The following is a 26,624-nucleotide window of genomic DNA, read 5'->3' as shown; positions in this document are numbered from 1 at the left end:
GCCATCAAGCAAGCCGCAGCCACTTATTCCCCACTCAACACCCGCCCCAGCATCCGATCGCCCTCGATGGTGGTGCGGTTGATCACCCGGCGCACGCCCGGCTTGGTGCCGGTGGCGCAGTGCATGGCGCGCCAGTTGTCCCAGAGGACCATGTCGCCCTGGCGCCACTGGTGGAAGTAGTGGAATTCCGGCTTGCGGATATGCGCCACCAGGCGTTCGAGCAGTTCGATGGCCTCGTCGTTGCACAGGCCGAAGCGCTGCGGGGTGATGATGCGGTCGAGGAACTGCTCGACCACGCCGAGTATCTTGCGGCCGCTGACCGGGTGGGTGAGCACCGCCGGGTAGACCGCATCGGCGAAGTCCGGGAAGCCGATGTCCGAAGGTTTCTTCGGCAGGCCGGGGCCGGGCACGTAGCCGTCCAGGTCGACGTAGCGCATGTGGCGGCGCTGCATGCTGAACGAGTAGGCCACCTCGAGCTTCTCCAGCAGCGCCTTGGTCTCGGCGTCGAGGGCATCGAAGGCCTTGGCCAGGTCGCCAAAGCCGGTCATGCCGTCTTCGCGGGCGACCTCCACGGCGGTCAGCACGGCGCCGTGGTTGGGGCGGCCGGTGTAGTGCAGGTCGATGTGCCAGTCGAGCCTGCCGACGATTTCCTCGCCCTGGTAGAAGGCGGTGGCGAACCTGTCCTTGGCGCCGTTGTTCTCCAGCACGAAGAGTTCCGGATACTGGGCCGAGGTGGTGACCTTGAGCGGGTGCATCTCGAGCTTGCCGAACAGGCGGCTGAAGCGGATCTGGCTTTCCGGGGTGATCTGCTGGTCGCGGAACAGCAGGATGGCGTGTTCGTACCACAGCGCCTTCAGCTCGGCCTGCAGTTCCTCGCTGTAGGGGCCGTTGATGTCGAAGCCGGAGACTTCGACGCCGACGTTGTTCAGGGGGGTGACGATGAGGCTCATGGTTGTGCTCCTTATTGTCGTTATTCGAGGACGGACGGATCGTTGCGCAGTTCGCGGCGGGCCATGGCTTCCCAGAGGAAGGGGAAGCCGTTGGCGTCGGCCATCGCCAGGCGCTCGACCACCGCGTCGGCCAGCGGACGACCGCCGCCGGCCAGCTTGACCTCGTAGGCGCGGCGGCAGCGCCATTCCAGGGTGACCACCCGCAGGTGGGCCTGGCGCAGGTCGCGGCCGACCACCAGCGAGCCGTGGTTGGCCAGCAGCGCCCACTTGGCGTCGCCCAGCGCCTCGGCGGCGGACAGGCTGGTCTGCTGCTTCTCGAAGGTGCCGGCATAGTCGTCGTACAGCGGCAGCTCGACGCCGCAGTAGGCGCCGGACTGGTCGTAGACCGGCGGCACCTGCTGCAGGTCGGCCCAGATGCCGCTCCATCTGGCGTGGTTGTGGATCACCACGTTGGCGTCGGGACGCAGTTCGTGCAGTTGCAGGTGCAGGCCGAGGGCGGGGGTGACGTTCCAGTCGCTGTCGAGGATCTTGCCGTGGCGGTCGAGGGTGATGATGTCGCTGGCGCGCAACTCGTCCCAGGCCAGCTCCCAGGGATTGGTCAGCACAGTGCCATCCGGCTGGCGCACGGTGATGTGCCCGGCGATGTGGTCGTCCCAGCCCTCGCGCCTGAGCATCCGGCACATCAGCGCGACCTGCGCCTTGGCACTCAGCTCGGGCAGCAGCGGACGCGCGCCGGGGTTGGGGGCGAACTTCTCGAACATGGGGGCATTGAGGCCTTCGGTTCTCAGCATGGCGGTGCTCCGGTGTTGTTTTGGCGGGTCTTGTTATGGGTTCGATGCTAGAGCTGCGGGCCGGTGCGGGCATTGCCGATGCGGACAGATCGATGGCCGATCCGGCCATGTTGGCGGGAGGGGAGGTGCGACGCGGGGGAGGGGCAGGGCAGAGGCTCGGCGTTCAGCCGAACAGCTGCTCGCGGAAGGCGCTGGGCGACAGCCCGGTCCATTTCTTGAAGGCGCGGAAGAAGCCCGAGTTGTCGGCGTAGCCGAGCTGCTGGGCGATGCGGGTGATGCTCTGGGTCGGGTCGCTGAGCGCGCGGCGGGCGTGGATCTCGCGCACCTGGTCGACCAACTGCTGGTACTGCCAGCCCTGGGCGAGCAGCTTGCGGCTGAGGGTGCGCGGGCTGCAGTGCAGGGCATCGGCGGCGGCGGCCAGGTCCGGTGGCTCGGCGATATGCTCGGCGATCATCTGCGAGAGCCGTGCGGCCACGTCGCCCCGGCTGAGTTCGATGCTGCGCCGCTCGCACAGGCGGGCGTACAGCGCGGCGCTCTGCGGGCTGGCGTGCGGCAGCGGCTGGTCGAGCACGGCGGCGTCGAAGAACAGCTGGGTTGCCGGCGCGTCGAACTGGATCGGGCAGGCGAACACCGTGTGGTACTGCTCGGCATGGGGCGGTGCGGGGAAGTCGCAGCGCAGGCGGGTGATCGGCAGGGGGCGGCCCAGCACCCAGCGGCAGCTGGCGACGATACTGCCCAGCACATCCTCCACGGCGAGCAGGCGCAGCGGGCCGAGGTCGTCCTTGACGTGGATCTGGTAGCAGCCCTGGCCCTCGATCTCGCTGAACGCGGTGACGATCGAGCGCCCGGAAAAGCGCCCCGGATAGTTCTGGTAACGCAGGCCAGCGTGGCTCGCCTCGCGCAGCGTGCGGCTGCTCATCATCAGGTAGCCGAGCTGGTCGAGGGTGGCCAGCGAGCGCTGGATGCCCAGTTGCAGGCCCAAACCGCCGTTGCCGCTCAGCTGCAGCGCATCGAGCAGCAGCGCGCGGTGCTGCTCGGTGCTGACCACGGCATCGGCGTCCAGCAGGCGCGCGGGGTCCAGCCGGTGCCGGCGCGCCAGTTGCGCGCTGTCGATGCCCTGGCTGTGCAGGAAGTCGAGCAGCCAGACGACGTAGCGGGAGTCGGTGTTGATAGGGGGCCTCCTGGTGGCTTCGGGGCCATCCGGCCTGTAGGGGGGAATTCATTCGCCTTGGCGAGGCGTTTGGCGAATGAGTTCGCCCCTACAGTGGATTTGCGATCACCCGGGGCAGCGGGGCAGGGCCCCGGTCGCCCGTCACGCTCAGCGCGGCTCGCGCGGCATCCCCAGCGCCCGTTCGGCGATGATGTTGCGCTGGATCTCGTTGCTGCCGCCGTAGATGGTGTCCGAGCGGGTGAACAGGAACAGCGACTGCAGGCGCGACAGCGCGTAGGGCTCGCCGTCGAGGATCTCCGCCTGCGGGCCGAGCACGTCCATGGCCAGCTTGCCCAGTTCGACGTGCCAGGTGGACCAGGCCAGCTTGTAGCTCATCGCCTCGGGGCGCAGGCTGCCGTCCTGCGGGCCGGAGAGCATGCGCAGCGAGTTGTAGCGCAGGGTGCGCAGGCCGGCCCAGGCGCGGGCGAGGCGCTGGCGCAGCACGGGGTCGGCGGCGGCGCCGTTGGCGCGGGCAATGCGGATGACCTCGTCCAGCTCGTTCTGGAACAGCATCTGCTGGCCGAGGGTGGAGACGCCGCGCTCGAAGCCGAGCAGGGCCATGGCGATCTTCCAGCCCTCGCCGGGCGCGCCGACGATGTTGTCCGCCGCCGTCTCGGCGTCGTCGAAGAACACCTCGTTGAACTCGCTGGTGCCGGTGATCTGCTGGATTGGCTGCACGCGGATGTTGGCCTGGTGCATCGGCACCAGGAAGAACGACAGGCCCTTGTGGCCGACGCTGCCCGGTTCGGTGCGGGCGATCACGAAGCACCAGTCCGACTCGTGGGCCAGCGAGGTCCACACCTTCTGGCCGTTGATCAGCCAGCGATCGCCCTCCAGGCGGGCACGGGTCTTCACCCCGGCCAGATCGGAGCCGGCGCCCGGCTCGGAGTAGCCCTGGCACCAGAACTCGCGGCCTTCGAGGATGCCGGGCAGGAAGCGGCGCTTCTGCTCCTCAGTGCCGAAGGCGGCGATGGTCGGCCCGGCCAGGCCTTCGCCGATGTGGCCCATGCGGCCCGGGCCGCCGGCGCGGGCGTACTCCTCGTGGAAGATCACCTGCTGGCTGATCGACAGGCCGCGCCCGCCGCACTCGCGCGGCCAGCCCAGGCCGATCCAGTCGCCCTTGGCCATCTCGCGCTCCCAGGCCTTGCGCTCCTCAGGGAACATGTGTTCGTCGCCGGGGCCGCCGCGAAAGCGCAGCTGCTCGAACTCGCCTTGCAGGTGCTGTTCCAGCCAGTGGGCGACTTCCTGGCGGAAGGCTTCGTCCTCGATGCCGAATCCGATTTTCATGGGCGGGTCTCCAGAATCAGGGTGGCCAGGCGCTCGCGGTGCCAGCTCGGGGTGCCGAGCAGTTGCTCGCTGGCGCGGGCGCGCTTGAAGTAGAGATGCGGGTCGTACTCCCAGGTGAAGCCGACGCCGCCGTGCAGCTGGATCGACTCCGCTGCGCAGTGCATGAAGGTCTCGCTGGCCTGGCTCTGGGCGATGGCACAGGCCTCGGCCAACTGGCCGGCCAGGTGAGCGTCGCCGTCTTCTACCAGCGCCTCACGCGCCACGCAGGCGGCGTAGTAGCTGGCCGAGCGGGCGCACTCGATGGCCAGCATCAGGTCGGCGCAGCGGTGCTTGATGGCCTGGAAGCTGGCGATGGTGCGGCCGAACTGCTTGCGCTCGCCGATGTAGGCGAGGGTCAGGTCGAGGGTGCGCTGGGCGGCGCCGGTCTGCTCGCAGGCCAGGGCGATGGCGGCGACCTGCAGGACCTTGTCGAGCAGGGCTTCGCCTTCGTTGTCGCCATGCAGGCACTGCTCGGCGGCGACCGTCACGCCGTTCAGCTCGATGCGCGCGCGGCGGCGGGTCTGGTCGAGGGTCGGCAGCGCCTGGCGCTGGATGCCGGCCTGCTCGGTGGGTACCGCGAACAGGCGCAGCGCGCCGGCGTCGTCGCGGGCCGTGACTACCAGCAGCCCGGCGCTGGCGCCGTCGAGCACAGCTTCATATATACCGTCGAGGCGCCAGCCGTCGCCGTCGCGGCTGGCCCGCGGCTGCTCGGTGGCGTGCCAGCCGTCGCGGCTCTCGCGGTAGGCGAGGGTGGCGGTCAGGCTGCCGGCGGCCAGTTCGGGCAGCCAGCGCGCGCGCAGCGCTTCGTTGTCGCCCAGCAGCAGCGCCGGGGTGGCCAGGCAGGCGCTGGCGAAGAACGGCGAGCAGAGCAGGTGGCGGCCCATCTGTTCGAGCAGGATCGCCTGCTCGACGAAGCCCAGGCCGACGCCGCCGTACTGCTCGGGAATCATCAGCCCCGGCCAGCACAGCTCCTCGGCGATCTGTCGCCACAGCTCGCCATCGAAGCCCTGCGGGCTGGCCATGGCGGCGCGCACCGCCGCCGAATCGGAGGCCGCGGCGAGAAAGCCCGCCGCGCTCTCCTGGATCATCAATTGTTCGTCACTCAGCGCGAAGTCCATTACCGGCTCCTCTGGCCCATTAGCAGGACTCGAGTGTGCGAGGGGAGCGGGGGACGGGAATCCCCGAAACGGACTAGGAGCCGCGCCAGCCGGGCGCATCAGGGGCTGCGCCGCTTAGTCTCAACGGACGATGAGCCGCTGGTGCGGCCTGCGCAGAATCGTCCCAAGTCATGAAACGATCTTTCAGGAGCAGGGGCATGATCGACATCCGTGGACTGAGTTACTTCGTTGCCCAGGTCGGCAATCTCGGCGACTGGCAGTGCTACGCCGAGGACGTGCTGGGCATGCCGACCAGCCCCGCGCCGGGCGGCGCTCTGTACGTGAAGATGGACGAGCGTCCGTTCCGCATGCTGGTGGTCGAGGGCGATTCGCCGCGCTACCTAGCCTCGGGCTGGGAGCTGGCCGGGGAGAAGGCCTTCCGCAATGCACTCGCGCACCTCGAGGCCAAGGGCGTCGAGTGGCAGGTCGGCAGCGCCGAGGAGGTCGAGCAGCGCGGCGTGCAGGCGCTGGCCATCGTCGTCGATCCGGCGGGCAACCGCCACGAGCTGAGCTGGGGCCATCGCTCCGATTGCCTGCCGTTCGTCTCGCCGCAGGGCGTACCGCGCTTCGTCACCGGCGACATGGGCCTCGGCCACACCGTGCTGCCGGCGCCGAACTTCGACGCCACCCTGGCCTTCGCCACCGAGGTGCTCGGCTTCGAGGTCTCCGACATCTTCAACTTTCGCCCGGACCCGAGCGCCCCGGCGACCCGCATCCACTTCCTGCACTGCGCCAACGCCCGCCACCACAGCCTGGCGCTGGCCGAGTACCCGGTGCCGAGCGGCTGCGTGCACGTGATGGTCGAGGTCGACTCGATGACCGAGGTGGGCCGCGCCCACGACCGCATGCAGGCCCACGGCGTGCCGCTGTCGGCGACCCTCGGCCAGCACCTCAATGACCGCATGACCAGTTTCTACATGAAGACCCCCTCGGGCTTCGACCTGGAATACGGCTACGGCGGCCTGCAGCTCGACTGGGCCGAACACAGCGCCTTCGAGTTCACTCGCGTGAGCATCTGGGGCCACGACTTCTCCGCCGGCCGGCAATAAGGAGTACAGCAATGAACAAACAACTGACGGCGGCCGATGCGGTCGCCCAACTGCGCGACGGCATGACCGTCGGCTTCGGCGGCTGGGGCCCGCGGCGCAAGCCGATGGCCATCGTCCGCGAGATCCTCCGCTCGGACGTCAAGGACCTCACCGTGGTCGCCTACGGCGGTCCGGAGGTCGGCATGCTCTGCGCCGCCGGCAAGGTCAAGAAACTGATCTTCGGCTTCGCCACCCTCGACGCCATCCCGCTGGAGCCGTGGTTCCGCAAGTGCCGCGAGGCCGGCCAGCTCACCGAACTGATGGAGCTGGACGAGGGCATGTTCGAGTGGGGCCTGCGCGCCGCCGGCATGCGCCTGCCGTTCCTGCCGACCCGCTGCGGCCTGGCCACCGACGTGCTGACCCACAACCCCGAGCTGAAGACCATCGCCTCGCCCTACGCCGACGGCGAGGTGCTGCTGGCCATGCCGGCGCTGAATCTCGACGTGGCCTTCCTGCACGTCAACGACGCCGACCGCCTGGGCAACACCCTGGTGACCGGCCCGGACCCGTACTTCGACCACCTGTTCGCCCGCGCCGCCAAGCAATGCTTCGTGTCCTGCGAGCGCCTGCACGAGCGCTTCGCGCTGACCGCTCAGGAAGCGCGCAACAACACCTTCGAGCGCTACCTGGTGACCGGCGTGGTGCACGCCCCGTTCGGCGCCCACCCGACCTCCTGCCCGTCCGACTACGGCTGGGACATGAGCCATTTCAAGCGCTACGTCGCCAGTGCGGCGGAAGATGGCGGCTGGCAGGCCTACGTCGACGAGTTCGTGACGCCGGGCGAGACGGCCTACCAGGAAAAGAACGGCGGCGCCGAGCGCCTGGGCAAGCTGCCCCTGCCGGTGTTCTGAGGAGAACGAGCGATGACCGATACCCGTGATTTCACCCTGGCCGAACTGCTGATCGTCGCCGCCTCGGAAGCCTGGCGCGGCAACGGCGAAGTGCTGGCCTCGGGCCTGGGCGTGATCCCGCGCCTGGGCGCCAGCCTGGCCAAGCTCACCCACAGCCCGGAACTGCTGATGACCGACAGCGAGGCGTTCCTCGTCGAGGAGCCGATCCCGCTCGGCCCGCGCGGCGACTACGTGCCCAAGTACTCCGGCTGCATGAGCTTCGAGCGGGTGTTCGAGTGCGTGTGGGGCGGCCGCCGCCACGCGATGATCGGCCCGACCCAGGTCGACCGCTGGGGCCAGACCAACCTGTCGGTGGTCGGCGACTACCGCCAGCCGAAGATCGCCATGCTCGGCGTGCGCGGCCTGCCGGGCAACAGCATCAACCACATCAACTCGTTCTTCGTGCCCAGCCACAACAAGCGGGTGTTCGTTGCCGGCGAGGTGGACATGGTATCCGGCGTCGGCTTCAAGCCCGAGCGCTGGCTGGAGGGTTCGCGCCGAGACCTGATGGACATCCGCCGCGTGGTCAGCGACCTGTGCGTGATGGACTTCGAAGGGCCGGAGCGCGCGGTGCGCGTGCGCTCGCTGCATCCGGGGGTGAGCTTCGAGGAGGTGCAGGACAACACCGGCTTCCCGCTGCTCAAGGCCGACGGCATGGGCGAGACCGCGCATCCGACCGCCGAGCAGTTGGCGATCATCCGCCGCCTCGACCCGCACGACCTGCGTGCCTCCGCCCTCAAGGGCAATCCGCCCGGCATCCGTGCCGCCACCCAGGCCTGAGGAATCGACCATGAGCGTCCCGAGCAGCGACAGCGAATTCGTCACCCGCGCCGACGCCTCGGTCTACGAGACCGAGCAGCCGGTGATCTACACGGTGGCCGACGGCGTCGCCACCCTGACCATGAACCGTCCGGCGTTCAACAACGCGCAGAACTCGCAGATGACCTACGCCCTCGACGCGGCCCTGCGCCGCGCCGTGGACGACGACGCGGTCAAGGTCATCGTGCTGTGCGGCGCCGGTAAGCACTTCTCCGCCGGCCACGACATCGGCACGCCGGGACGCGACATCAACAAGACGTTCGAGCGCGCTCAGCTGTGGTGGGACCACACCAACAAGCCGGGTGGCGAGTACCTGTACGCCCGCGAGCAGGAGGTCTACCTCGGCATGTGCCGGCGCTGGCGCGAGCTGCCCAAGCCGACCATCGCCATGGTCCAGGGCGCCTGCATCGCCGGCGGTCTGATGCTGGCCTGGGTCTGCGACCTGATCGTGGCCAGCGACGACGCCTTCTTCCAGGACCCGGTGGTGCGCATGGGCATTCCGGGGGTGGAGTACTTCGCCCATCCCTACGAGATGAACCCGCGCATCGCCAAGGAATTCCTCATGTGCGGCGACCGCATGCCGGCCAGCCGCGCCTACGAGGTGGGCATGGTCAACCGCGTGGTGCCGCGTGACGAGCTGCAGGCGACCACCTATGCGCTGGCGGCGAAGGTCGCCGCCCAGCCGCGCATGGGCCTGGCGCTGACCAAGCAGGCGATCAACCACGTCGAGGACCTGTCCGGCAAGCGCACCGCGATGGACGCGGTGTTCGCCTGGCACCACTTCGCCCACGTGCACAACGAGCTGTTGTCCGGCGACAAGCTGGGCGGCTATGACGCCAAGGCCATGGCCAAGGCCAACAAGCAGGCCGCGGCCAGCGAAGGGGAGAGCGCATGAGTGCCCTGCTGCAGACCCCGCTGACCGAGGCGCTCGGCTGCCGCTACCCCATCGTGCAGACCGCGATGGGCTGGGTGGCCGACGCCAACCTGGTGATCGCCACCACCCGCGCCGGGGGCTTCGGCTTCCTCGCCGGGGCGACCATCCCCGCCGCCGCGCTGGAAGGCGAGATCCAGAAGGTGATCAAGGCCACCGGCGGCAGCAACTTCGGCCTCAACTTCCACATGTTCCAGGAAAACGCCGCCCAGTGCGTGGATCTGGCGATCCAGTACCGCCTGCGCGCGGTCAGCTACGGCCGCGGTCCGGACAAGCAGACCATCGCCCGCTTCAAGGCCGCCGGCGTGCTGTGTATCCCCACCGTCGGCGCGCTCAAGCACGCGCAGAAGGCCGTGGAGCTGGGCGCCGACCTGATCACCATCCAGGGCGGCGAGGGCGGCGGCCACACCGGCGGCGTGCCGACCACCATCCTGCTGCCGCAGGTGCTGGATGCGGTCAAGGTGCCGGTGATCGCCGCCGGCGGCTACTCCACCGGGCGCGGTCTGGCCTCGGCGCTGGCCGCCGGCGCCGCGGGCATCGCCATGGGCACGCGTTTCCTGATGACCAGCGATTCGCCCACCCCCAAGGCGACCCTGGAGCGCTACCTCAAGGTCAACGACCCGCAGCGCATCCGCGTCACCCTGGCGGTGGACGGCATGCGCCACCGGATGATCGACAACCCGTTCATCAACCGCCTGGAAGGCGCCGGGCCGTTCGGCCGCCTGCGCATCGCCTTGGGCAGCGCCTGGCAGTGGAAGCAGCAGACCGGCATGAGCTTCGGCCACATGCTCGGCGTGCTGCGCCAGGCGCTCAAGGAAGACCCGGGCGCGGTGTCGCAGACGGTGATGGCCGCCAACCAGCCGGTGCTGCTGCAGCGCTCGATGGTCGACGGTTACCCCGACGAGGGCATCCTGCCCAGCGGCCAGGTGGCCGCCGCCATCGGCGAGCTGAAGAGCTGCCAGCAACTGATCGACGAGATGGTCGCCGAGGCCGAGCGCTGCCTGGCCGCGCTCTGCGCCCGCCAGGCCGCGGCGAAGACCGCGCCGGCCATCTCCTGAACCCCGCCATGCCTACCAGGAGCCAACAACAATGAGCCAGGCATTCACTACCCGTATCGAGGCGGGCATTGCCGAACTGACGATCGCCAAGCCGCCGGTCAACGCGCTGGACAGCCAGGAATGGCTGGGCCTGGCGCGCTCGATCGACGAGCTGGGCGCCAACCCGGAAGTGCGCGTGATCGTCATCCGCGCCGAGGGCCGCGGCTTCTGCGCCGGGGTCGACATCAAGGAACTCGACGCCCATCCCGAGCGCATCGTCGCCGTCAACAAGGGCAACTACGAGACCTTCCGCGCCGTGCACCGCAGCCCGGTGCCGGTCATCGTCGCGGTGCACGGCTTCGTGCTCGGCGGCGGCATCGGCATCACCGGCGCGGCCGACATCGTGGTCGCCGCCGAGTGCGCCACCTTCGCCCTGCCGGAAGTCGACCGCGGCGCCATGGGCGGCGGCGCCCACCTGCAGCGCCTGTTCCCGGTGCAGAAGGTCCGCTACCTGTTCTTCACCGGCGAGAAGATCGGCGCCCGCGAGGCCGAGCGCTACGGCTTCATCGAGCGCGTGGTGGCCAAGGAAGAGCTGCGCGAGGCCGCCCTGGAGATCGCCGCCAAGATCGCCGCCAAGAGCCCGGCGATGATCCGCATCGCCAAGGAAGCCCTCAACGGCATCGAGGACGGCAACCTCGAAGACAAGTACCGCTGGGAGCAGGGCTTCACCCTGCAGGCCTACACCAGCCCGGACTCCGCGGAGACCCGCCGGGCCTTCGTCGAGAAGCGCGACGCCAAGTTCTGAGGACGCACCATGGACCTTGCCTATACCCCCAAACAGAAGGCCTTCCGCGCCGAGGTGCGGGCCTGGCTGGCGGACAACCTGCCGCGCGAGCCACTGGCCAGCTACGACACCCGTGAAGGCTTCGAACAACACCGCGAATGGGAAAGCCGCCTGTTCGACGCCCGCCTGTCCATGGTGATGTGGCCGGCCGAACTGGGCGGGCGCGGCTGCGACCTCACCGAATGGCTGATCTTCGAGGAGGAGTACTACGGTGCCGGCGCGCCGATGCGCGTCAACCAGAACGGCCAGCTGCTGCTCGGCCCGACCCTGATGGAGTTCGGCACCGAGGAGCAGAAGAAGCGCTTCCTGCCGCGCATGGCCGCCAGCGCCGACATGTGGGCGCAGGGCTGGTCGGAGCCGAACGCCGGCTCGGACATGGCGGCGATCACCAGCAAGGCGATCCGCGACGGCGACCACTACGTGCTCAACGGCCAGAAGACCTGGTCGACCCGGGCGATCTTCGCCGACTGGCTGTTCGGTCTGTTCCGCAGCGACCCGGCCTCCAGCCGCCACCACGGCCTGTCCTTCCTGCTGGTGCCGCTGGACAGCCCCGGCGTGACCATCCGCCCGATCAAGGCGCTCAACGGCAAGGACGCCTTCGCCGAGGTGTTCTTCGACGACGTGCGCGTGCCGCTGGACAACCGCATCGGCGCCGAAGGCCAGGGCTGGCACGTGGCCATGGCCACCGCCGGCTTCGAGCGCGGCCTGCTGCTGCGCTCGCCGGCGCGCTTCCAGGCCACCGCGCGCAAGCTGGTCGAGCTGTACCGCGCCAACCAGGACAGCGCCGACCGCGACCCGAGCATCCGCGAGGCGGTGGTGCAGGCGTGGATGGACGCCCAGGCCTACGCGCTGTCCGCCTACCACACGGTCGGCCGCCTGGCGCGCGGCGCGCGCATCGGCGCCGAGTCGAGCACCAACAAGATCTTCTGGTCCGAGCTGGACCTGCGCATGCACGAGACCGCCATGCGCATCCTCGGCGCGCGCGGCGAGCTGCTGGACGGCAGCGAGGGCTGGCTGGAGGGCTTCCTGTTCGCCCAGGCCGGGCCGATCTACGCCGGCACCAACGAGATCCAGCGCAACATCATCGCCGAGCGCATGCTCGGCCTGCCGAAGTAAGGAGCGGGCCATGGACTTCACCTTCAACGACGACCAGCTCGCCTTCCGCGAGGCGATCAGCCGCTTCCTGATGACCGAGGCGGCCCCCGAGATGCTGCGCGACGTCTGGGAAACCGACGCCGGCCGCTCGCCCGAGCTGCGCAACAAGATCGCCGAGCAGGGCCTCACCGCCCTGTCGGTACCCGAAGCCTGCGGCGGCCTGGGCATGGACGACGTGGCCTGGGCGCTGATGACCCAGGAGCTGGGCTACTACGCGATTCCCGACTCGCTGGCCGACACCGCCTACGTGGCTGCCGGCCTGCTGACCGCGCTGCCCGAAGGCACCGCCGGGCGCGACGATGCCCTGGCGCAGATCGCCGACGGCAGCATCCGCGTCGCCGTCGGCCACCCGATCAACCCGCTGGTGGCCGACGCCCACCTGGCCAACTACCTGTTGCTCGCCCACGGCGACGAAGTGCACCTGGTGCCGCGCCCGCTGGTCGACGTGATCGCCAGCCCGAGCATCGACGCCTCGCGCCGCCTCAGCCAGGTGGTCTGGGAGCCGATTTCGGCGACCCGCGTCGCCACCGGCGAGCAGGGCCGCGCGCTGTGGGCGCAGACCCTGGATCGCGGCGCCCTGGCGGTGGCCGGTCAGGCCCTGGGCCTGGCCCAGCGCATGCTCGACCTGTCGGTCGACTACGTCGCCCAGCGCAAGCAGTTCGGCAAGCCGATCGGCAGCTTCCAGGCGGTCAAGCATCACCTGGCCGACGTGGCCACCAAAGTCGAGTTCGCCAAGCCGGTGCTCTATCGCGCCGCCCACGCCCTGGCCAATGGCGCGTCCGATGCCGCGGTGCACGTCTCCCACGCCCGCCTGGCCTGCGCCGAGGCGGCCTGGCTGTCGGCCCGCCACGGCATCCAGGTACACGGCGCCATGGGTTACACCTGGGAAGTCGACCTGCAGATGTTCATGAAGCGCGCCTGGGCGCTGGACGCCTCCTGGGGCGACCGCGCCTTCCACAAGTCCCGCGTGGCCGCCTGCGTGCTGGCCGACGGCGCCGCGCTGGCGCCGGCCCAGACCTTCGAGGAGTGATCCATGGCTGAAGCCTATATCGTCGACGCCCTGCGCAGCCCGACCGGCAAGCGCAAGGGCGGTCTGTCCCACGTGCATGCCATCGACCTCGGCGCCCACGTGCTGAAGGCGCTGGTTGCGCGCAACCCGATCCCGGCCCACGAGTACGACGACGTGATCTTCGGCTGCGTCGACACCATCGGCTCGCAGGCCGGCGACATCGCCCGCACCAGCTGGCTGGCCGCCGACCTGCCGCTCAACGTGCCGGGCACCACCGTCGACCGCCAGTGCGGCTCGTCGCAGCAGGCGCTGCACTTCGCCGCCCAGGCGGTGATGAGCGGCACCCAGGACGTGGTGGCGGTCGGCGGCGTGCAGACCATGACGCAGATCCCGATCTCCTCGGCCATGCTCGCCGGCCAGCCGCTCGGCTTCGCCGATCCGTTCTCCGGCAGCAAGGGCTGGCAGGCGCGCTTCGGCGACCAGCCGGTCAACCAGTTCTACGCCGCCCAGCGCATCGCCGACCACTGGGGCATCAGCCGCGCGCAGATGGAGGCCTTCGCCCTGGAGAGCCACCAGCGCGCCCTGAGCGCCATCGCCGCCGGACGCTTCACCCGCGAGATCGTCCCGCTGGAAGGCGTCTGGTACGACGAGACGCCGCGCGAGACCACCCTGGAGAAGATGGCCAGCCTGGAGCCGGTGGGCGCGGAATACCCGTCGATCACCGCCGCAGTGTCCAGCCAGACCTGCGACGCCTCGGCGGCGCTGCTGGTGGTCTCCGAGGCGGCGCTCAAGCGCTACGGCCTGACCCCGCGGGCGCGCATCCACCACCTCAGCGTGCGTGGCGACGACCCGATCTGGCACCTCACCGCGCCGATCGAGGCGACCCGCCACGCCCTGAAGAAGGCCGGCATGACGATGAACGACATCGACCGGGTGGAGATCAACGAGGCCTTCGCCTCGGTGGTGATGGCCTGGGCCAAGGAGCTGGACTACGACCCGGCGCGCACCAACGCCAACGGCGGCGCCATCGCCCTCGGCCACCCGCTGGGCGCCACCGGCGCGCGGCTGATGACCACGCTGCTGCACGAGCTGGAGCGCAGCGGCGGCCGCTACGGCCTGCAGACCATGTGCGAAGGCGGCGGCCAGGCCAACGTGACCATCATCGAAAGGCTGTAACTCCGCGTGATCGTGCCCACGCTCCAGCGTGGGCATGCAGCCCGGGCCGCTCTGCGGCCACGGGCGCGGAGCGCCCGCCCAAGGGCTCCCACGCAGGAGCGTGGGAGCCATCCAGATCAGGAATGGGGCGTCGACTGCTGACGCGAACATTAGAGAACAAGGACAACAAACCATGGCTATCTGTGCAGGAAGAACCGTGATCATCACCGGCGCCGGCGGCGGGCTGGGCCGCGCCTACGCGCTGGCCTTCGCCGCCGAGGGCGCCAACGTGGTGGTCAACGACATCCGTCAAGCCGCCGCCGACGACGTCGCCGGCGAGATCCGCGCCGCCGGCGGCCAGGCCATCGCCAACGCCGACGACATCACCCGCCTGGAAAGCGCCCAGCGCATCGTCGACGCCGCCCTGGCGGCCTTCGGCGAGGTGCACGTGCTGGTCAACAACGCCGGCATCCTGCGCGACCGCATGTTCCTCAGCCTCAGCGAGGAGGACTGGGACCTGGTCATGCAGGTGCACCTCAAGGGCCACTTCTGCCTGGCCAACATCCTCGCCCGCCGCTGGCGCGACCAGGCCAAGGCCGGCCAGCCGGTGGATGCGCGCATCATCAACACCAGCTCCGGCGCCGGCCTGCAGGGTTCGGTGGGGCAGTCCAACTACTCGGCGGCCAAGGGCGGCGTCGCCGCGCTGACCCTGGTGCAGGCCGCGGAACTCGCCCGCTACGGCATCACCGCCAACGCCCTGGCCCCGGCGGCGCGCACGGCGATGACCGAGAGCGCCATGGCCGAGGTGGTGAAGAAGCCCGAGGACGGCAGCTTCGACCTGTGGGCGGCGGAGAACGTCGCGCCGCTGGTGGTCTGGCTGGGCAGCGAGCAGTCGCGCCACGTCACCGGCCAGGTGTTCGAGAGCCAGGGCGGGCGCATCTCCCTCGGTGACGGTTGGCGCACCGGGGTGACCCGCGACAAGGGCGCGCGCTGGCTGCCCGAGGAGATCGGCCCGGTGGTCGACGAAATCCTCGCCGAAGCGCCCAAGGCGCAGAAGGTCTGGGGGACCTGAGGGAGCGGTGAATGTCGCGACGCCTCGGCCTGGTGGCCGGGGCGTTGTCCATTTTGGCCTGGAGAACATGCATGGATTGGTTGAGACGACAGACAGTGGGCACCAAGCTGGTCTGTGGATTTTTTCTGGTATCGCTGATCGGCGCCTTCGTCGGTCTGCAGGGGATTCTCAAGGCTGCGCAGCTCAAGGAACTGGCGTCCCTGATGTACGAGCGCGAGGCTGCCGGCCTGCGCTATGCCGGCGAAGCGAACAGCCAGTTCCTGGCCGCGGCCTCGGCCATTCGCAGCGCGATCCTGACGGCGTCGATCGAGGAGCGGCAGGAGTATCTGAGCGAGCTGAATGAACATCTGGAGCTGGTACGCAGCGAGATGGCCAGGGCCGGAGAAACCTTCGTCAGCGAGGATGACAAGACCCGGCTCGGCTATCTGCTGGAGGTGCAGGCGGAATTCGAGCAGAACATCAAGGATGTGGTCCGCCGCCTCGATGGCGAAGATGTGCCCTATCCGCGCTCCTCGACCGAATACCTGCTCACTTCCATACGCCCGGTTGCCGACCAGGCCACCGAGATGATGACCCAGCTGGTCGAGAGCAAGATGGGCAACGCCGCCGAACTCAGCCATCAGACCGACGAGATCTACGCCGACATCCGTCTGCTGATGATCGGCCTGACCGCCGCCGGTCTGCTGGCCGGTGTGCTGATCGGCGTGCTCCTGACCCGCGGCCTGACCCGCCAGCTGGGCGGCGAGCCGGCCGCGGTGGCCGACCTGGCGACCAGCATCGCCAATGGCGATCTCACCGCGCGCATCGACATGTCGCGGGCGCTGCCGGGCAGCGTGACCTACGCGATGCAGCGGATGCAGGGCTCGCTGACCGAACTGGTCGGTTCGGTGCGCGCCAGCAGCGAGAGCATCGCCAGCGGCTCGGCGCAGATCGCCAGAGGCAACGTCGACCTGTCGGCGCGTACCGAGCAGCAGGCGGCCTCCCTGGCGCAGACGGCGGCCAGCATGGAGGAGCTGACCGCCACGGTGCAGCAGAATGCCGACAACGCCCGCCAGGCCCATGCGCTGGCCAACAACGCCTCGCGCACCGCGGAGCAAGGGCGCGTGGTGGTGCACCGGGTGGTCGAGACCATGCAGGGCATCACCGACAGCTCGCAGCGCATCGCCAGCATCATCAACGTGATCGACTCGATCGCCTTCCAGACCAACATCCTCGCCCTCAACGCCTCGGTGGAAGCGGCGCGCGCCGGCGAGGAAGGCCGCGGCTTCGCGGTGGTGGCCGGCGAGGTGCGCAACCTGGCCAGTCGCTCGGCCTCCGCGGCGAACGACATCAAGGCCTTGATCGAGGAGTCCACGCGGCGGGTCGAGGATGGCTCGCAACTGGTCGAGCAGGCCGGCCGGACCATGGCCGAGGTGGTCGGCGCCGTGCGCCGGGTCACCGACATCATCGACGAGATCTCCGCCGCCTCCCAGGAGCAGAGCCAAGGCATCGCCCAGGTCAACGCCGCCGTCGCGCAGATGGAACAGGTGACCCAGCAGAACGCCGCACTGGTGCAGGAGGCGTCCACCGCGTCGCTCTCGCTGGCCGACCAGGCGCAGACGCTGCAGGAGGCGGTGGCGGTGTTCCGCCTGGGTGACGCGCCGCCGCAGCCGGATGCGCTGCCGCCGCGCGAGCTTTCCCAGCGCGAAGTGATGGCGCCGGCAGCGTCGGCCAGGGCGGGCGGCGTCAGGGAAGAGGCCTGGGAGACGTTCTGAGCGGCAGCCGGCGAGCGCCGGGAAGGTCGGCTGCGGTTGACTTCAGAAAGGCGCCGTAACCTGCACTACTGCCGAGTACAGCGATGAGTCGGCGAATTCCTCGGCGGTCAGCACCCGGCCGACCAGGATCAGCGCAGTGCGCCGGAAGTCCTTTTCGGCGACCCTGGCGACGATGTCGGCCAGGGTGCCCTGCACCCAGTCCTGGTCCGGCCAACTGGCCCGGTGCACCACCGCGACGGGGCAGTCGGCGCCGTAATGGGGCAGCAGTTCCTCGACGATCTGCGGCAGCTGGCGCACGCCCAGGTGGATGGCCATGGTCGCGCCGTGGCGGGCCAGATCGCCGAGCTGCTCGCCTTCCGGCATCTGCGTCTTGCTGGCGTAGCGGGTGAGGATCAGCGTCTGCGACACCTCGGGCAGGGTCAGCTCGCAGCCGAGCAGGGCGGCGCAGGCGGCGGTGGCGGTGACGCCGGGGACGATCTGGTAGGGAATGCCCAGGCGGCGCAGGTGACGGATCTGCTCGCCGATGGCGCCGTACAGCGACGGGTCGCCGGAATGCACCCGCGCCACGTCCTCGCCGCGCCCGTGGGCTTCGGCCAGCAGGTCAACGATTTGCGCCAGCTCCAGCTCGGCGGTATTCACCACGGTATGGGCGCCGTGGCCCTCCAGTACCGCTGCGGGCACCAGCGAGCCGGCATAGAGGATCACCGGGCAGCTGCGGATCAGCCGCTGGCCGCGCACGGTGATGAGGTCCGGATCGCCGGGGCCGGCGCCGATGAAGAAGACGGTCATGCAGGCTCCTGTCTGGCACGCGCCAGGGCGAAGGTGGCGTTGGCGCTGCGCCGCTTGGCGATCAGCAGTTCGGCGGACGCTCCGCCCAGCGCCTCGGCGAGCGCCAGGGCGCTGGCCTCGGCCACCCCGGCGCAGCCGGTGGTGCGCCGGGCGGCCTCGGAACGGCTGGTCAGTCGAGGCTCGTACTCCCGCAATTGCTCCACGCAGAGGCCGTGCAGCGGCAGGCCAAACTGCCCGGCCAGGGCGGCGAGGCCCGGCTCGGCGAGCTTGCCGTCGAGACTGGCCAGAGCGTGCAGATCTCCGACGTTCAGCCCGCGTTCGCGCAAGCTGTCCTCCAAAAGCCTGTGCAGCTCCTCGACGCTACAATTGCGGCGGCAGCCGAAACCGGCGACCAACAGCCGGGCAGGGCGGGGCTCCGCGGAGGAGGGGGTATGTGCTGCGGACATGGAAGTTGGCCGATCAGGCTCGCCGGATCGCGGCAGAGGGTGGTTTTTCGATGGCGGTCGCTCAGGCGGAACGCTTTTTTACAACAGCATGCCGCCGCGCACGGCGTCAATCGCGCGACCGCCGTTGGGCATGGCGTAGGGTAGAAGTCTCGCGCAGCGATCTTCTCCCAAGTCTCCGGCACCAACACTCCCGGTAGGCATCCCCGGCCGCCGCCATTGACCGCCGCGCGCACCCTGCGTAGCCTTGCGGCCCCGAGGTTCTCCGGTCTGGGCCGGAGCTAAGAGGGAACGCGGTGCAACACCGCGGCTGCCCCCGCAACTGTAAACGGTACGAATCCCCTCACGACGCCACTGCTCACGCGGGAAGGCGAGGGGACGGCGCCAAGGCGCCCACCGTGAGCCAGGAGACCTGCCTCGAAGGAAGCGCCCCGCCTCGCGGAGCGTTTCCGGACCTTCACGACAACCGGGCGGGGTGATCCGGTGGCGAATCCGACCGACCGGTGCGCGTGCGTCCGGTGGCGTCTCGTCATGCCCCCGCCAGCCAGGCAGGGCCGCGCATGAAATCCTTGAGCAAACTTCCCGTCACCATCGTCACCGGCTTCCTCGGCGCCGGCAAGACCACCCTGCTGCGCCATATGCTCGACAACGCCCAGGGCCGGCGCATCGCGGTGATCGTCAACGAATTCGGCGAACTGGGCATCGACGGCGAGATCCTCAAGCAGTGCGCCATCGGCTGCAGCGAGGAGGAGGCGCTCGGCCGCGTCTTCGAGCTGGCCAACGGCTGCCTGTGCTGCACCGTGCAGGAAGAGTTCTTCCCGGTGATGCGCGAGCTGGTGGCGCGCCGCCACGATCTTGACCACATCCTCATCGAAACCAGCGGCCTCGCGCTGCCCAAACCGCTGGTGCAGGCCTTCAACTGGCCGGAAATCCGCAACGCCTGCACCGTCGACGCGGTGGTCACCGTGGTCGACAGCCCGGCGGTGGCCGCCGGCACCTTCGCCGCCTTCCCCGAGCAGGTCGACGCGCAGCGCCGCGCCGATCCCAACCTCGACCATGAATCGCCGCTGCACGAGCTGTTCGAGGACCAGCTGGCCTGCGCCGACCTGGTGGTGCTCAACAAGACCGACCTGCTCGCCGACGCCGCGCTGGCCGCGGTGCGCGCCGAGGTCGCCGAGGAGCTGCCGCCGGCGGTGAAGATCGTCGAGGCGCAGCAGGGCCGCTTGCCGCTGGACGTGCTGCTGGGCATCGGCGCCGAGGCCGAGCTGCACATCGACGCCCGCCCCGGCCACCACGACCACGGCGATGGCGAGGACCACGACCACGACGAGTTCGACGCCTTCGGCGTCGAGCTGCCGGAAGTCGACGAGCGCCTGCTGCTCGCCACGCTCGCCGAGCTGGTGCAGCGTCACGCCGTGCTGCGGGTGAAAGGCTTCGTCGCCGTGCCGGGCAAGGCCATGCGCCTGCTGGTGCAGGGCGTCGGCCAGCGCTTCGACCGCCACTTCGAGCGCGCCTGGCGCGAAGGCGAAGCGCGCGCCACCCGCCTGGTGATCATCGGCCAGGCGCTGGACGCCGCGGTGATCGACGCCGAGCTGCGCGCCGCGCTGACCCGCTGAACGCATGCACCTCCTGCGCACCCAGCCCGGTGGCTTCGTCCCCGACGACAGCATCGCCGACCTCGGCCAGACCCCGGCCGAGCTGGTGATCCTCTGCAGCGGCGACTCCAACCTGACGCTGCTGGCCGCGGCCGCCGGCGAACTGGGCGGCGACTATCCGAGCCTGCGCCTGGCCAACCCCGCCCAGCTGCGCAACCACGCCTCGGTCGACCTTTACGTCGAGGACGTGCTGCGCCATGCGCGGCTGATCCTGCTCTCGCTGCACGGCGGGGTGGGCTACTGGCGCTACGGCATCGAGCGGCTGGTCGAGCTGGGCGAGGCCGGCGCCATCCTGATCCTGGTGCCCGGCGACGACCGTCCCGACCCGGAGCTGACCCGCCTGAGCACGGTATCCGCCGCGGACGCCGAACGCGCCTGGCAGTACCTGCGCCAGGGCGGGCTGGACAACGCCCGCCAGCTGTATCGCTTCCTCGCCGACCGCTGGCTGGGCCGCCCGCAGGCCTGGTCCGAGCCGCAGGCGCTGCAGCGCGTCGCCGTCCACCACCCGCGCCACGGCAGCGGCACCCCGGCGCTGTGGCAGGCCGACTGGCGCCCCGGTGCGCCGGTGGCGGCGCTGCTGTTCTATCGCGCGCAGTTGCAGGCGGCCAACACCGCCTTCGTCGACGAGTTCTGCGCGCGTCTCGTCGCCCAGGGCCTCAATCCGCTGCCGATCGCCGTGGCCAGCCTCAAGGAGGCGGCCTGCCTGGTCCAGGTCGAGGACTGGCTGGACGAGACCGACGCGGCGCTGATCCTCAATACCACCGGCTTTGCCCTGTCCAGCCCGGAGCGCCCGGCGCTGCGTCCGTTCCGCCGCGACGTGCCGGTGCTGCAGGCGATCTGCGCGCTGGACAACCGCCAGCGCTGGCAGGACAACCCGCAGGGCCTCGGCCCGCGTGACCTGGCCATGCACGTGGCGCTGCCGGAACTGGATGGGCGCATCGTCACCCGGCCGATCAGCTTCAAGGGCTTGGCCTGGCGCAGCGAGCGCAGCCAGAGCGACGTGGTCTGCTACCAGGCCGACGGCGAGCGCATGGACTTCGTCGCCGAGCTGGCGCGACGCTGGGTGAGCCTGGCGCGCAAGGCCAACGCCGACAAGCGCATCGCCCTGGTGCTGGCCAACTACCCGACCCGCGACGGGCGCATCGGCAACGGCGTCGGCCTCGACACCCCGGCGGCGGCGCTGAACATCCTCCGCGCGCTGGAGGCTTCGGGTTACCCGGTCGCCGGTCTGCCGGATTCCGGCACCGCGCTGATCCACGCCCTGCTCGGCGGTGTGAGCAACGATCTCGACAGCCTCGATCTGCGCCCCTGCCAGCAGAGCCTTTCGCTGGCCGACTATCGCCGGCTGTTAGCGCGCCTGCCCGCCGCCAATCAGCAGGCGGTGCTGCAGCGCTGGGGCGCGCCGGAAAACGACCCGATGTTCCGCAGCGGGCGGATGATGGTCGCCGGCCTGCGCCTGGGGCTGACCTTCGTCGGCATCCAGCCGGCGCGCGGCTACCAGCTCGATCCGGCGGCGATCTACCACGATCCGCTGCTGGTGCCGCCGCACGGCTATCTGGCGTTCTACTTCTGGCTGCGCGAGGCCTACGGCGCCGACGCGGTGGTCCACGTCGGCAAGCACGGCAACCTGGAATGGCTGCCGGGCAAGGGCGTCGGCCTGTCCGCCGAGTGCTGGCCGGACGCGATCTTCGGCCCGCTGCCCAACGTCTACCCGTTCATCGTCAACGACCCCGGCGAGGGCGCCCAGGCCAAGCGCCGCACTCAGGCGGTGATAATCGACCACCTGATGCCGCCGCTGACCCGCGCCGAGAGCTACGGCCCGCTGCGCGACCTGGAGCGCCTCGCCGACGAATACTACGAGGCCAGCCTGCTCGACCCGCACCGCGCCGAGCAGCTGCGCGGCGAGATCCTCGCCACGGTGCGCGCCACCGCGCTGGACCGCGAGCTGAACCTGCAGCTCAGCGACGACCCGGACAGCTGGCTGCCGCAACTCGACGCCTACCTGTGCGACCTCAAGGAGTCGCAGATCCGCGACGGCCTGCACGTGTTCGGCGAATCGCCCAGCGGGCGCCTGCGCCGCGACACCCTGCTGGCGCTGCTGCGCGTACCGCGCGGCGACGGGCAGGGCGGCAACGCCAGCCTGCTGCACGCGCTGGCCGCCGACCTGAAATTGGGCTGGGACCCACTGGCCGGCGACTCCGGCGAGCCGTGGCGCGGTCCGCGTCCGGATTGCCTGATCGATGTATGCGACGAGCTGTGGCGCACGGCGGGCGACACCCGCGAGCGCCTGGAGCTGCTCGCCCTGCAACTGATCGACGGGCAGATGGATGCGCCCGGCGCGGCCAGCGCCGCGGTGCTCGCCGAGCTGCACGAGCGCGTCGCGCCGCTGCTCGACGGCTGCGGCGCGGCGGAGATCGCTGGCCTGCTCGCCGCGCTGGACGGCCGCTTCGTGCCGCCGGGACCGAGCGGTGCGCCCAGCCGCGGCCGTCTCGACGTGCTGCCCACCGGGCGCAACTTCTATTCCGTCGACGTGCGCAACCTGCCGACGCCGACCGCCTGGCGGCTGGGCTTCCAGTCGGCCAGCCTGCTGCTCGAACGGCACCTGCAGGACCACGGCGAGCACCTGACCCAGCTCGGGCTGTCGGTGTGGGGCACCGCGACCATGCGCACCGGCGGCGACGACATCGCCCAGGCCTTGGCGCTGCTCGGCGTGCGCCCGGTGTGGCAGACCGGCAGCGGGCGGGTCGAGGACTTCGAGATCCTCCCGGTGTCGCTGCTCGACCGCCCGCGGGTCGACGTCACCCTGCGCGTCTCCGGCTTCTTTCGCGACGCCTTCGCCAATCTGCTGCGCCTGTTCGATGCCGCGGTGCTGGCGGTGGCTGCGCTGGACGAGCCGGAGGAGCTCAACCCGCTGGCCGCGCGGGTGCGCCGCGAGAGCGCCGAGCTGGCCGCCGCAGGGCTGAGCCCGGAGGAGGCGCGCCGGCGCGCCGGCTGGCGGGTGTTCGGCGCCGCCCCCGGCGGCTACGGCACCGGCGTGCAGCAGGCCATCGCCGAGGGCGCCTGGGACAGCCGCGCCGATCTGGCCGAGGTCTACCTGACCTGGGGCGGCTACGCCTACGGCGCCGGCGGCGACGGCGTGCCGGCCCGCGCCGCGCTGGAGCGGCGCCTCGCCGGCGTGCAGGCGGTGCTGCACAACCAGGACAACCGCGAGCACGACCTGCTCGACTCCAACGACTACTTCCAGTTCCAGGGCGGCATGCTGGCTGCGGCGGAAACCCTCGGCGGCGCCCCGGTGGCCAGCTACCACGGCGACCACAGCCAGCCGGGCAACCCGCGCATCCGCACCCTCAAGGAAGAACTGAACCGCGTGGTGCGCGCCCGCGCCGCCAATCCCAAGTGGGTCGCCGGCATCAAGCGCCACGGCTACAAGGGTGCCTTCGAGCTGGCGGCGACGGTCGACTACCTGTGCGCGTTCGATGCCACCAGCGAGCTGATCGACGATCACCAGTACAAACTGCTCACCGATGCCTACCTGCTCGACGCCGATACCCGCGAGTTCGTCCGCCAGCACAACCCGGTGGCGCTGCGCGAGATGACCGAGCGCCTGCTCGACGCCCAGCAGCGCGGCCTCTGGCAAGAGCCGGGCGAATACCGCGAGGCGCTGGAGAACCTGCTGCTCGACTGCGAGGAGGACGGCTGATGGCCGTGACGAGGATTTCCCATGCATGAACCCGTGAATTTCCCGCTAGCCGCGGTGGTCGGCGCCGACGCGCTGAAGCTGGCGCTGTGCTTGGCGGCGGTCGACCCGGCGATCGGCGGTGTGCTGATCGAGGGGCCGCGCGGCATGGCCAAGTCGACCCTGGCGCGCGGCGTGGCCGAGCTGCTCGACGGCGGCCAGCTGGTCACCCTGCCGCTGGGCGCCACCGAGGAGCGCATCGTCGGCACCCTCGACCTGGACGCCGCCCTCGGCGAGGGCCGCGCGCGCTTCGCCCCGGGCCTCTTGGCGCGCGCCCACGGCGGCGTGCTCTACGTCGACGAGGTCAACCTGCTGGCCGACCATCTGGTCGACCTGCTGCTCGACGTGGCGGCCAGCGGGGTCAACCACGTCGAGCGCGACGGCATCTCGCACCGCCACGCCGCGCGCTTCGTGCTGATCGGCACCATGAACCCGGAGGAGGGCGAGCTGCGCCCGCAGTTGCTCGACCGCTTCGGCCTCGCCGTCGTCCTCGGCGGCGCGCCGCTGCCCGCCGAGCGCGCCGAGATCGTCCGCCGCCGGCTGGACTTCGACCGCGACCCGCAGGCCTTCCGCGTCCGCTGGCAGGCGGCGCAGGACCAGCTGCAGGCGCGCTGCCGGCAGGCCCGCGAGCAATTGGAAGCGATCCCGCTGGACGACACGGCGCTGGAAACCATCGCCGCGCGCTGCTACGCCGCCGGCATCGACGGCCTGCGCGGCGACCTGGTCTGGCTGCGCGCCGCCCGCGCCCATGCCGCCTGGCGCGGCGCGCAGGCCATCGCCGCCGAGGACATCGACGCGGTGCAGGACTTCGTGCTGCGCCATCGCCATCCGCACGGCCCGGCCGCCGAGCCGCCGCAGCAGAATCCCGGCGATTCTGCGCCGCAGAGGGAGGCGGGCGGGCAGAACGACGGCCAGCGCGGAGAACAAGGCGAAGGCCAGTGGGGCGAGCTGCCGGCGCAGCCGCTGGCCATCGGCGAGCGCCGCGCGCCGCCGCGCTGGCCAAAAAAGCCCTGAGCATCCGCCCGCAACCCGCCCGGGGCGCGGATGCCAGACAGCGGGACACGCCCCAGCCGGCCCCGCGCGGCCGCGCCGGCGCGTCCGGCCCTGGCCGCCTCGACTGGCCACGCAGCCTGCAGCACGGCCGGCCGCGCTCGCGCGCCGAACTGCACTACCGCAGCCGGCTGGCCAGCGCGCCGGCGCTGTGGCTGATCGTCGTCGACGCCTCGGCCTCGACCCGCCGCCACGGTGCGTTGCGCCGCGCCAAGGGGCTGCTCGCCGAACTGCTCGACCAGGCGCGCCGCCGCCGTGTGGCATTGGCCCTGCTGCAGGCAGACGGCGCAAAACCGCGCTGGTTCTGCCAGGGCCAGCGTGCCCCGCAGGCCGCGCGGCACTGGCTGGAACAGCTCGGCGCCGGCGGCGGCACCCCATTGCCCGCCGCGCTGGCCGAGGCCGGCGAATGGCTGCAGCGCCGGCAACGCCGCCATCCCGGCGAACGCCAGCAGCTCTGGCTGCTCACCGACGGCCGCCTGCGCGAGCTGCCGGCGCTGGCGCCCGCCGCCTGCCCGGCGCTGCTGATCGACATCGAGAGCGGCCCGCTGCGCCTCGGGCGGGCGAGGGAGCTGGCGGCGGCATTGGGCGCCGAATACCGGCATATCGACGAGATTCCGTTGGCATGAGCGGCGCGCAAGGGAAGGCCCAGGGTAGGGTGGGCAACTCGCGCAGCGATTGCCCACCGCCGGATGCCACGGTGGGCAAGGCTGCGCCGTTGTCCACCCTACGCCACGCCTGTCAGCGCCGTAGGGTAGAAAAGTCGCGCAGCGATTTTCTACCGATCTCCATCCCCGACCGCCCGCGTCTGGGCGACTTCAGATCCGGCACGGCGGCCCAGCGCCGCCGCGCCCCACGAGTCCGGTTCCGTCGCGTCGCGGCGGAGACAACAGGGAAACGGGTGAGCCCGCTTGCGGGCGATTCCCGTGCTGCCCCCGCAACTGTAAGCGGCGAGCCCCGGCGCACGATGCCACTGGTCTGCGGACCGGGAAGGCGCGCCGGGGCGACGACCCGCCAGCCAGGAGACCTGCCGGCACCACCGGCCGCTTCAGCGGCCACTCGACCCACGCATCCCTCGGAGGGAGTCCGATGCATATCGAACCCGGCGCGCTGAACGCCGCCAAAGTGCTCTACGGCCACGCGGCCGCCATCGCCACCTTGCTGATCTACGCCCCGCGCTGGATCGGCCGCCTCGACCAGGTCGCCAAGACCCTGCTGGCGGCGGTGTTCTTCTCGCTGTTCATGCAGGCCTACCACGTCCCGGCCGGAGTCTCCGAGCTGCACTTCATCGGCGCCTCGGCGATCTACTTCGTCTTCGGCTTCCTGCCCACCCTGTTCGGCTTCGCCCTCGGCCTGCTGCTGCAGGGGCTGGTGTTCGACCCGCAGGATCTGGTGCACCTGGGCGTCAACTCGCTGTCCTTGATGCTGCCGCTGATCGCCGCTCACGGCCTGTTCGGTCGCCGCCTGTTCGACAGCCAGTCGCGCCGCCTGGACTGGCAGTCCGTGGTGCGCTTCGATGCCGTCTACTACGGCGGCGTGGTGGCCATGGTCGGCTTCTGGCTGGCCATCGGCGAGGAATCGCTGGCGCTGGACAACTGGCTGCTGTTCGCCGCCGCCTACGCGCCGCTGGTGCTCTGCGAGCCGCTGTTCACATGCCTGGTGGTGCGCCTGCTCAAGCGCTGGCCGGACTCCGCCGTGCTGCAGCGGCTGACCTGCGTGGGCAACCTGCGCGTCGCCTGATCGCCGCCGGGACTGAAGAACGCCCG

The 26,624-nt window shown here is 70.5% G+C and carries 23 protein-coding genes, 1 pseudogene and 2 riboswitches; of the genes and pseudogenes, 17 read left to right on the top strand and 7 right to left on the bottom strand.

The window, feature by feature from the left end:
* Nucleotides 1-23: 23 nt before the first annotated feature.
* From SK095_RS03490 to SK095_RS03470, 5 genes are all read right to left on the bottom strand, one after another.
* Entirely contained in the window at nt 24-950 is a 927-nt protein-coding gene (locus tag SK095_RS03490) for a TauD/TfdA family dioxygenase (RefSeq protein WP_320547877.1), read from the bottom strand.
* 20 nt (nt 951-970) lie between these two features.
* Nucleotides 971-1,741 (bottom strand): class II aldolase/adducin family protein, encoded by a 771-nt coding sequence (locus SK095_RS03485; protein ID WP_320547876.1) that lies wholly within the window; start codon nt 1,739-1,741, stop codon nt 971-973.
* 163 nt (nt 1,742-1,904) lie between these two features.
* Complete coding sequence (locus tag SK095_RS03480) at nt 1,905-2,855, bottom strand: AraC family transcriptional regulator (RefSeq protein ID WP_320548864.1); 951 nt, start codon at nt 2,853-2,855, stop codon at nt 1,905-1,907.
* Between the two features lie 204 nt (nt 2,856-3,059).
* Complete coding sequence (locus SK095_RS03475) at nt 3,060-4,238, bottom strand: acyl-CoA dehydrogenase family protein (RefSeq protein ID WP_320547875.1); 1,179 nt, start codon at nt 4,236-4,238, stop codon at nt 3,060-3,062.
* Nucleotides 4,235-5,395, bottom strand: a complete 1,161-nt coding sequence (locus SK095_RS03470; RefSeq protein WP_320547874.1) for an acyl-CoA dehydrogenase family protein — start codon at nt 5,393-5,395, stop codon at nt 4,235-4,237. The genes SK095_RS03475 and SK095_RS03470 overlap by 4 nt, the downstream gene beginning before the upstream one ends.
* Nucleotides 5,396-5,592: 197 nt before the next feature.
* Here SK095_RS03470 and SK095_RS03465 point away from each other — a divergent pair, with 197 nt between their 5' ends.
* From SK095_RS03465 to SK095_RS03415, 12 genes and pseudogenes are all read left to right on the top strand, one after another.
* Nucleotides 5,593-6,483: a VOC family protein gene (locus SK095_RS03465; RefSeq protein ID WP_320547873.1), complete on the top strand. Its 891-nt coding sequence runs from the start codon at nt 5,593-5,595 to the stop codon at nt 6,481-6,483.
* 11 nt (nt 6,484-6,494) lie between these two features.
* Nucleotides 6,495-7,373 carry a CoA transferase subunit A gene (locus tag SK095_RS03460; RefSeq protein ID WP_136490774.1) on the top strand — a complete coding sequence of 293 codons (879 nt, stop codon included), beginning with the start codon at nt 6,495-6,497 and terminating at the stop codon, nt 7,371-7,373.
* Nucleotides 7,374-7,385: 12 nt separating this feature from the next.
* Complete coding sequence (locus SK095_RS03455; RefSeq protein WP_136490773.1) at nt 7,386-8,192, top strand: CoA-transferase subunit beta; 807 nt, start codon at nt 7,386-7,388, stop codon at nt 8,190-8,192.
* Between the two features lie 10 nt (nt 8,193-8,202).
* A complete protein-coding gene (locus SK095_RS03450) occupies nt 8,203-9,126 on the top strand; it encodes an enoyl-CoA hydratase (protein ID WP_320547872.1) in 924 nt (307 codons plus the stop codon).
* Entirely contained in the window at nt 9,123-10,220 is a 1,098-nt protein-coding gene (locus tag SK095_RS03445; RefSeq protein WP_320547871.1) for a nitronate monooxygenase, read from the top strand. Before SK095_RS03450 ends, SK095_RS03445 begins: the two co-directional genes overlap by 4 nt.
* Nucleotides 10,221-10,251: 31 nt before the next feature.
* Nucleotides 10,252-11,004 (top strand): enoyl-CoA hydratase family protein, encoded by a 753-nt coding sequence (locus SK095_RS03440; RefSeq protein ID WP_320547870.1) that lies wholly within the window; start codon nt 10,252-10,254, stop codon nt 11,002-11,004.
* A 9-nt stretch (nt 11,005-11,013) separates the two neighbouring features.
* The gene (locus SK095_RS03435) at nt 11,014-12,159 is read left to right on the top strand and encodes an acyl-CoA dehydrogenase family protein (RefSeq protein WP_136490770.1); all 1,146 of its coding nucleotides are present in this window, start codon (nt 11,014-11,016) and stop codon (nt 12,157-12,159) included.
* A 10-nt stretch (nt 12,160-12,169) separates the two neighbouring features.
* Nucleotides 12,170-13,228 carry an acyl-CoA dehydrogenase family protein gene (locus SK095_RS03430; RefSeq protein ID WP_136490769.1) on the top strand — a complete coding sequence of 353 codons (1,059 nt, stop codon included), beginning with the start codon at nt 12,170-12,172 and terminating at the stop codon, nt 13,226-13,228.
* A 3-nt stretch (nt 13,229-13,231) separates the two neighbouring features.
* Complete coding sequence (locus tag SK095_RS03425; protein WP_320547869.1) at nt 13,232-14,383, top strand: acetyl-CoA C-acetyltransferase; 1,152 nt, start codon at nt 13,232-13,234, stop codon at nt 14,381-14,383.
* A gap of 172 nt (nt 14,384-14,555) precedes the next feature.
* The gene (locus SK095_RS03420; RefSeq protein WP_320547868.1) at nt 14,556-15,434 is read left to right on the top strand and encodes an SDR family oxidoreductase; all 879 of its coding nucleotides are present in this window, start codon (nt 14,556-14,558) and stop codon (nt 15,432-15,434) included.
* Nucleotides 15,435-15,445: 11 nt separating this feature from the next.
* Nucleotides 15,446-16,060: pseudogene (locus SK095_RS21690) on the top strand (MCP four helix bundle domain-containing protein); the annotation flags it as partial.
* Nucleotides 16,061-16,090: 30 nt separating this feature from the next.
* Nucleotides 16,091-17,188 (top strand): methyl-accepting chemotaxis protein, encoded by a 1,098-nt coding sequence (locus tag SK095_RS03415; protein ID WP_414153879.1) that lies wholly within the window; start codon nt 16,091-16,093, stop codon nt 17,186-17,188.
* Between the two features lie 42 nt (nt 17,189-17,230).
* Here SK095_RS03415 and cobM read toward each other — a convergent pair whose 3' ends face one another.
* Together cobM and SK095_RS03405 are read right to left on the bottom strand one after the other, a co-directional pair.
* Nucleotides 17,231-17,977 (bottom strand): precorrin-4 C(11)-methyltransferase, encoded by a 747-nt coding sequence (cobM, locus tag SK095_RS03410; protein ID WP_320547866.1) that lies wholly within the window; start codon nt 17,975-17,977, stop codon nt 17,231-17,233.
* A complete protein-coding gene (locus tag SK095_RS03405; RefSeq protein ID WP_320547865.1) occupies nt 17,974-18,423 on the bottom strand; it encodes a cobalamin biosynthesis protein in 450 nt (149 codons plus the stop codon). The genes cobM and SK095_RS03405 overlap by 4 nt, the downstream gene beginning before the upstream one ends.
* Before the next feature lie 238 nt (nt 18,424-18,661).
* Nucleotides 18,662-18,855, top strand: a riboswitch (cobalamin riboswitch).
* A 125-nt stretch (nt 18,856-18,980) separates the two neighbouring features.
* Between SK095_RS03405 and cobW the strand changes: the two genes are divergently transcribed.
* From cobW to SK095_RS03380, 5 genes are all read left to right on the top strand, one after another.
* Nucleotides 18,981-20,036, top strand: coding sequence for a cobalamin biosynthesis protein CobW (cobW, locus tag SK095_RS03400; protein ID WP_320547864.1), 1,056 nt, complete (start codon nt 18,981-18,983; stop codon nt 20,034-20,036).
* A 4-nt stretch (nt 20,037-20,040) separates the two neighbouring features.
* Nucleotides 20,041-23,775: a cobaltochelatase subunit CobN gene (gene cobN, locus SK095_RS03395; protein WP_320547863.1), complete on the top strand. Its 3,735-nt coding sequence runs from the start codon at nt 20,041-20,043 to the stop codon at nt 23,773-23,775.
* Nucleotides 23,776-23,796: 21 nt separating this feature from the next.
* Complete coding sequence (locus SK095_RS03390; RefSeq protein ID WP_320547862.1) at nt 23,797-24,825, top strand: ATP-binding protein; 1,029 nt, start codon at nt 23,797-23,799, stop codon at nt 24,823-24,825.
* Nucleotides 24,750-25,487, top strand: coding sequence for a vWA domain-containing protein (locus SK095_RS03385; protein ID WP_320547861.1), 738 nt, complete (start codon nt 24,750-24,752; stop codon nt 25,485-25,487). Before SK095_RS03390 ends, SK095_RS03385 begins: the two co-directional genes overlap by 76 nt.
* A 232-nt stretch (nt 25,488-25,719) precedes the next feature.
* Nucleotides 25,720-25,892, top strand: a riboswitch (cobalamin riboswitch).
* A 55-nt stretch (nt 25,893-25,947) separates the two neighbouring features.
* Entirely contained in the window at nt 25,948-26,598 is a 651-nt protein-coding gene (locus SK095_RS03380) for an energy-coupling factor ABC transporter permease (protein WP_320547860.1), read from the top strand.
* Nucleotides 26,599-26,624 lie beyond the last annotated feature (26 nt).

It is taken from the genome of Pseudomonas sp. AN-1 (assembly GCF_034057115.1).
GTDB lineage: Bacteria > Pseudomonadota > Gammaproteobacteria > Pseudomonadales > Pseudomonadaceae > Geopseudomonas.
The sequence above is the reverse complement of the archived record's forward strand: the minus strand, read 5'-3'. Positions and strand labels throughout refer to the sequence as shown.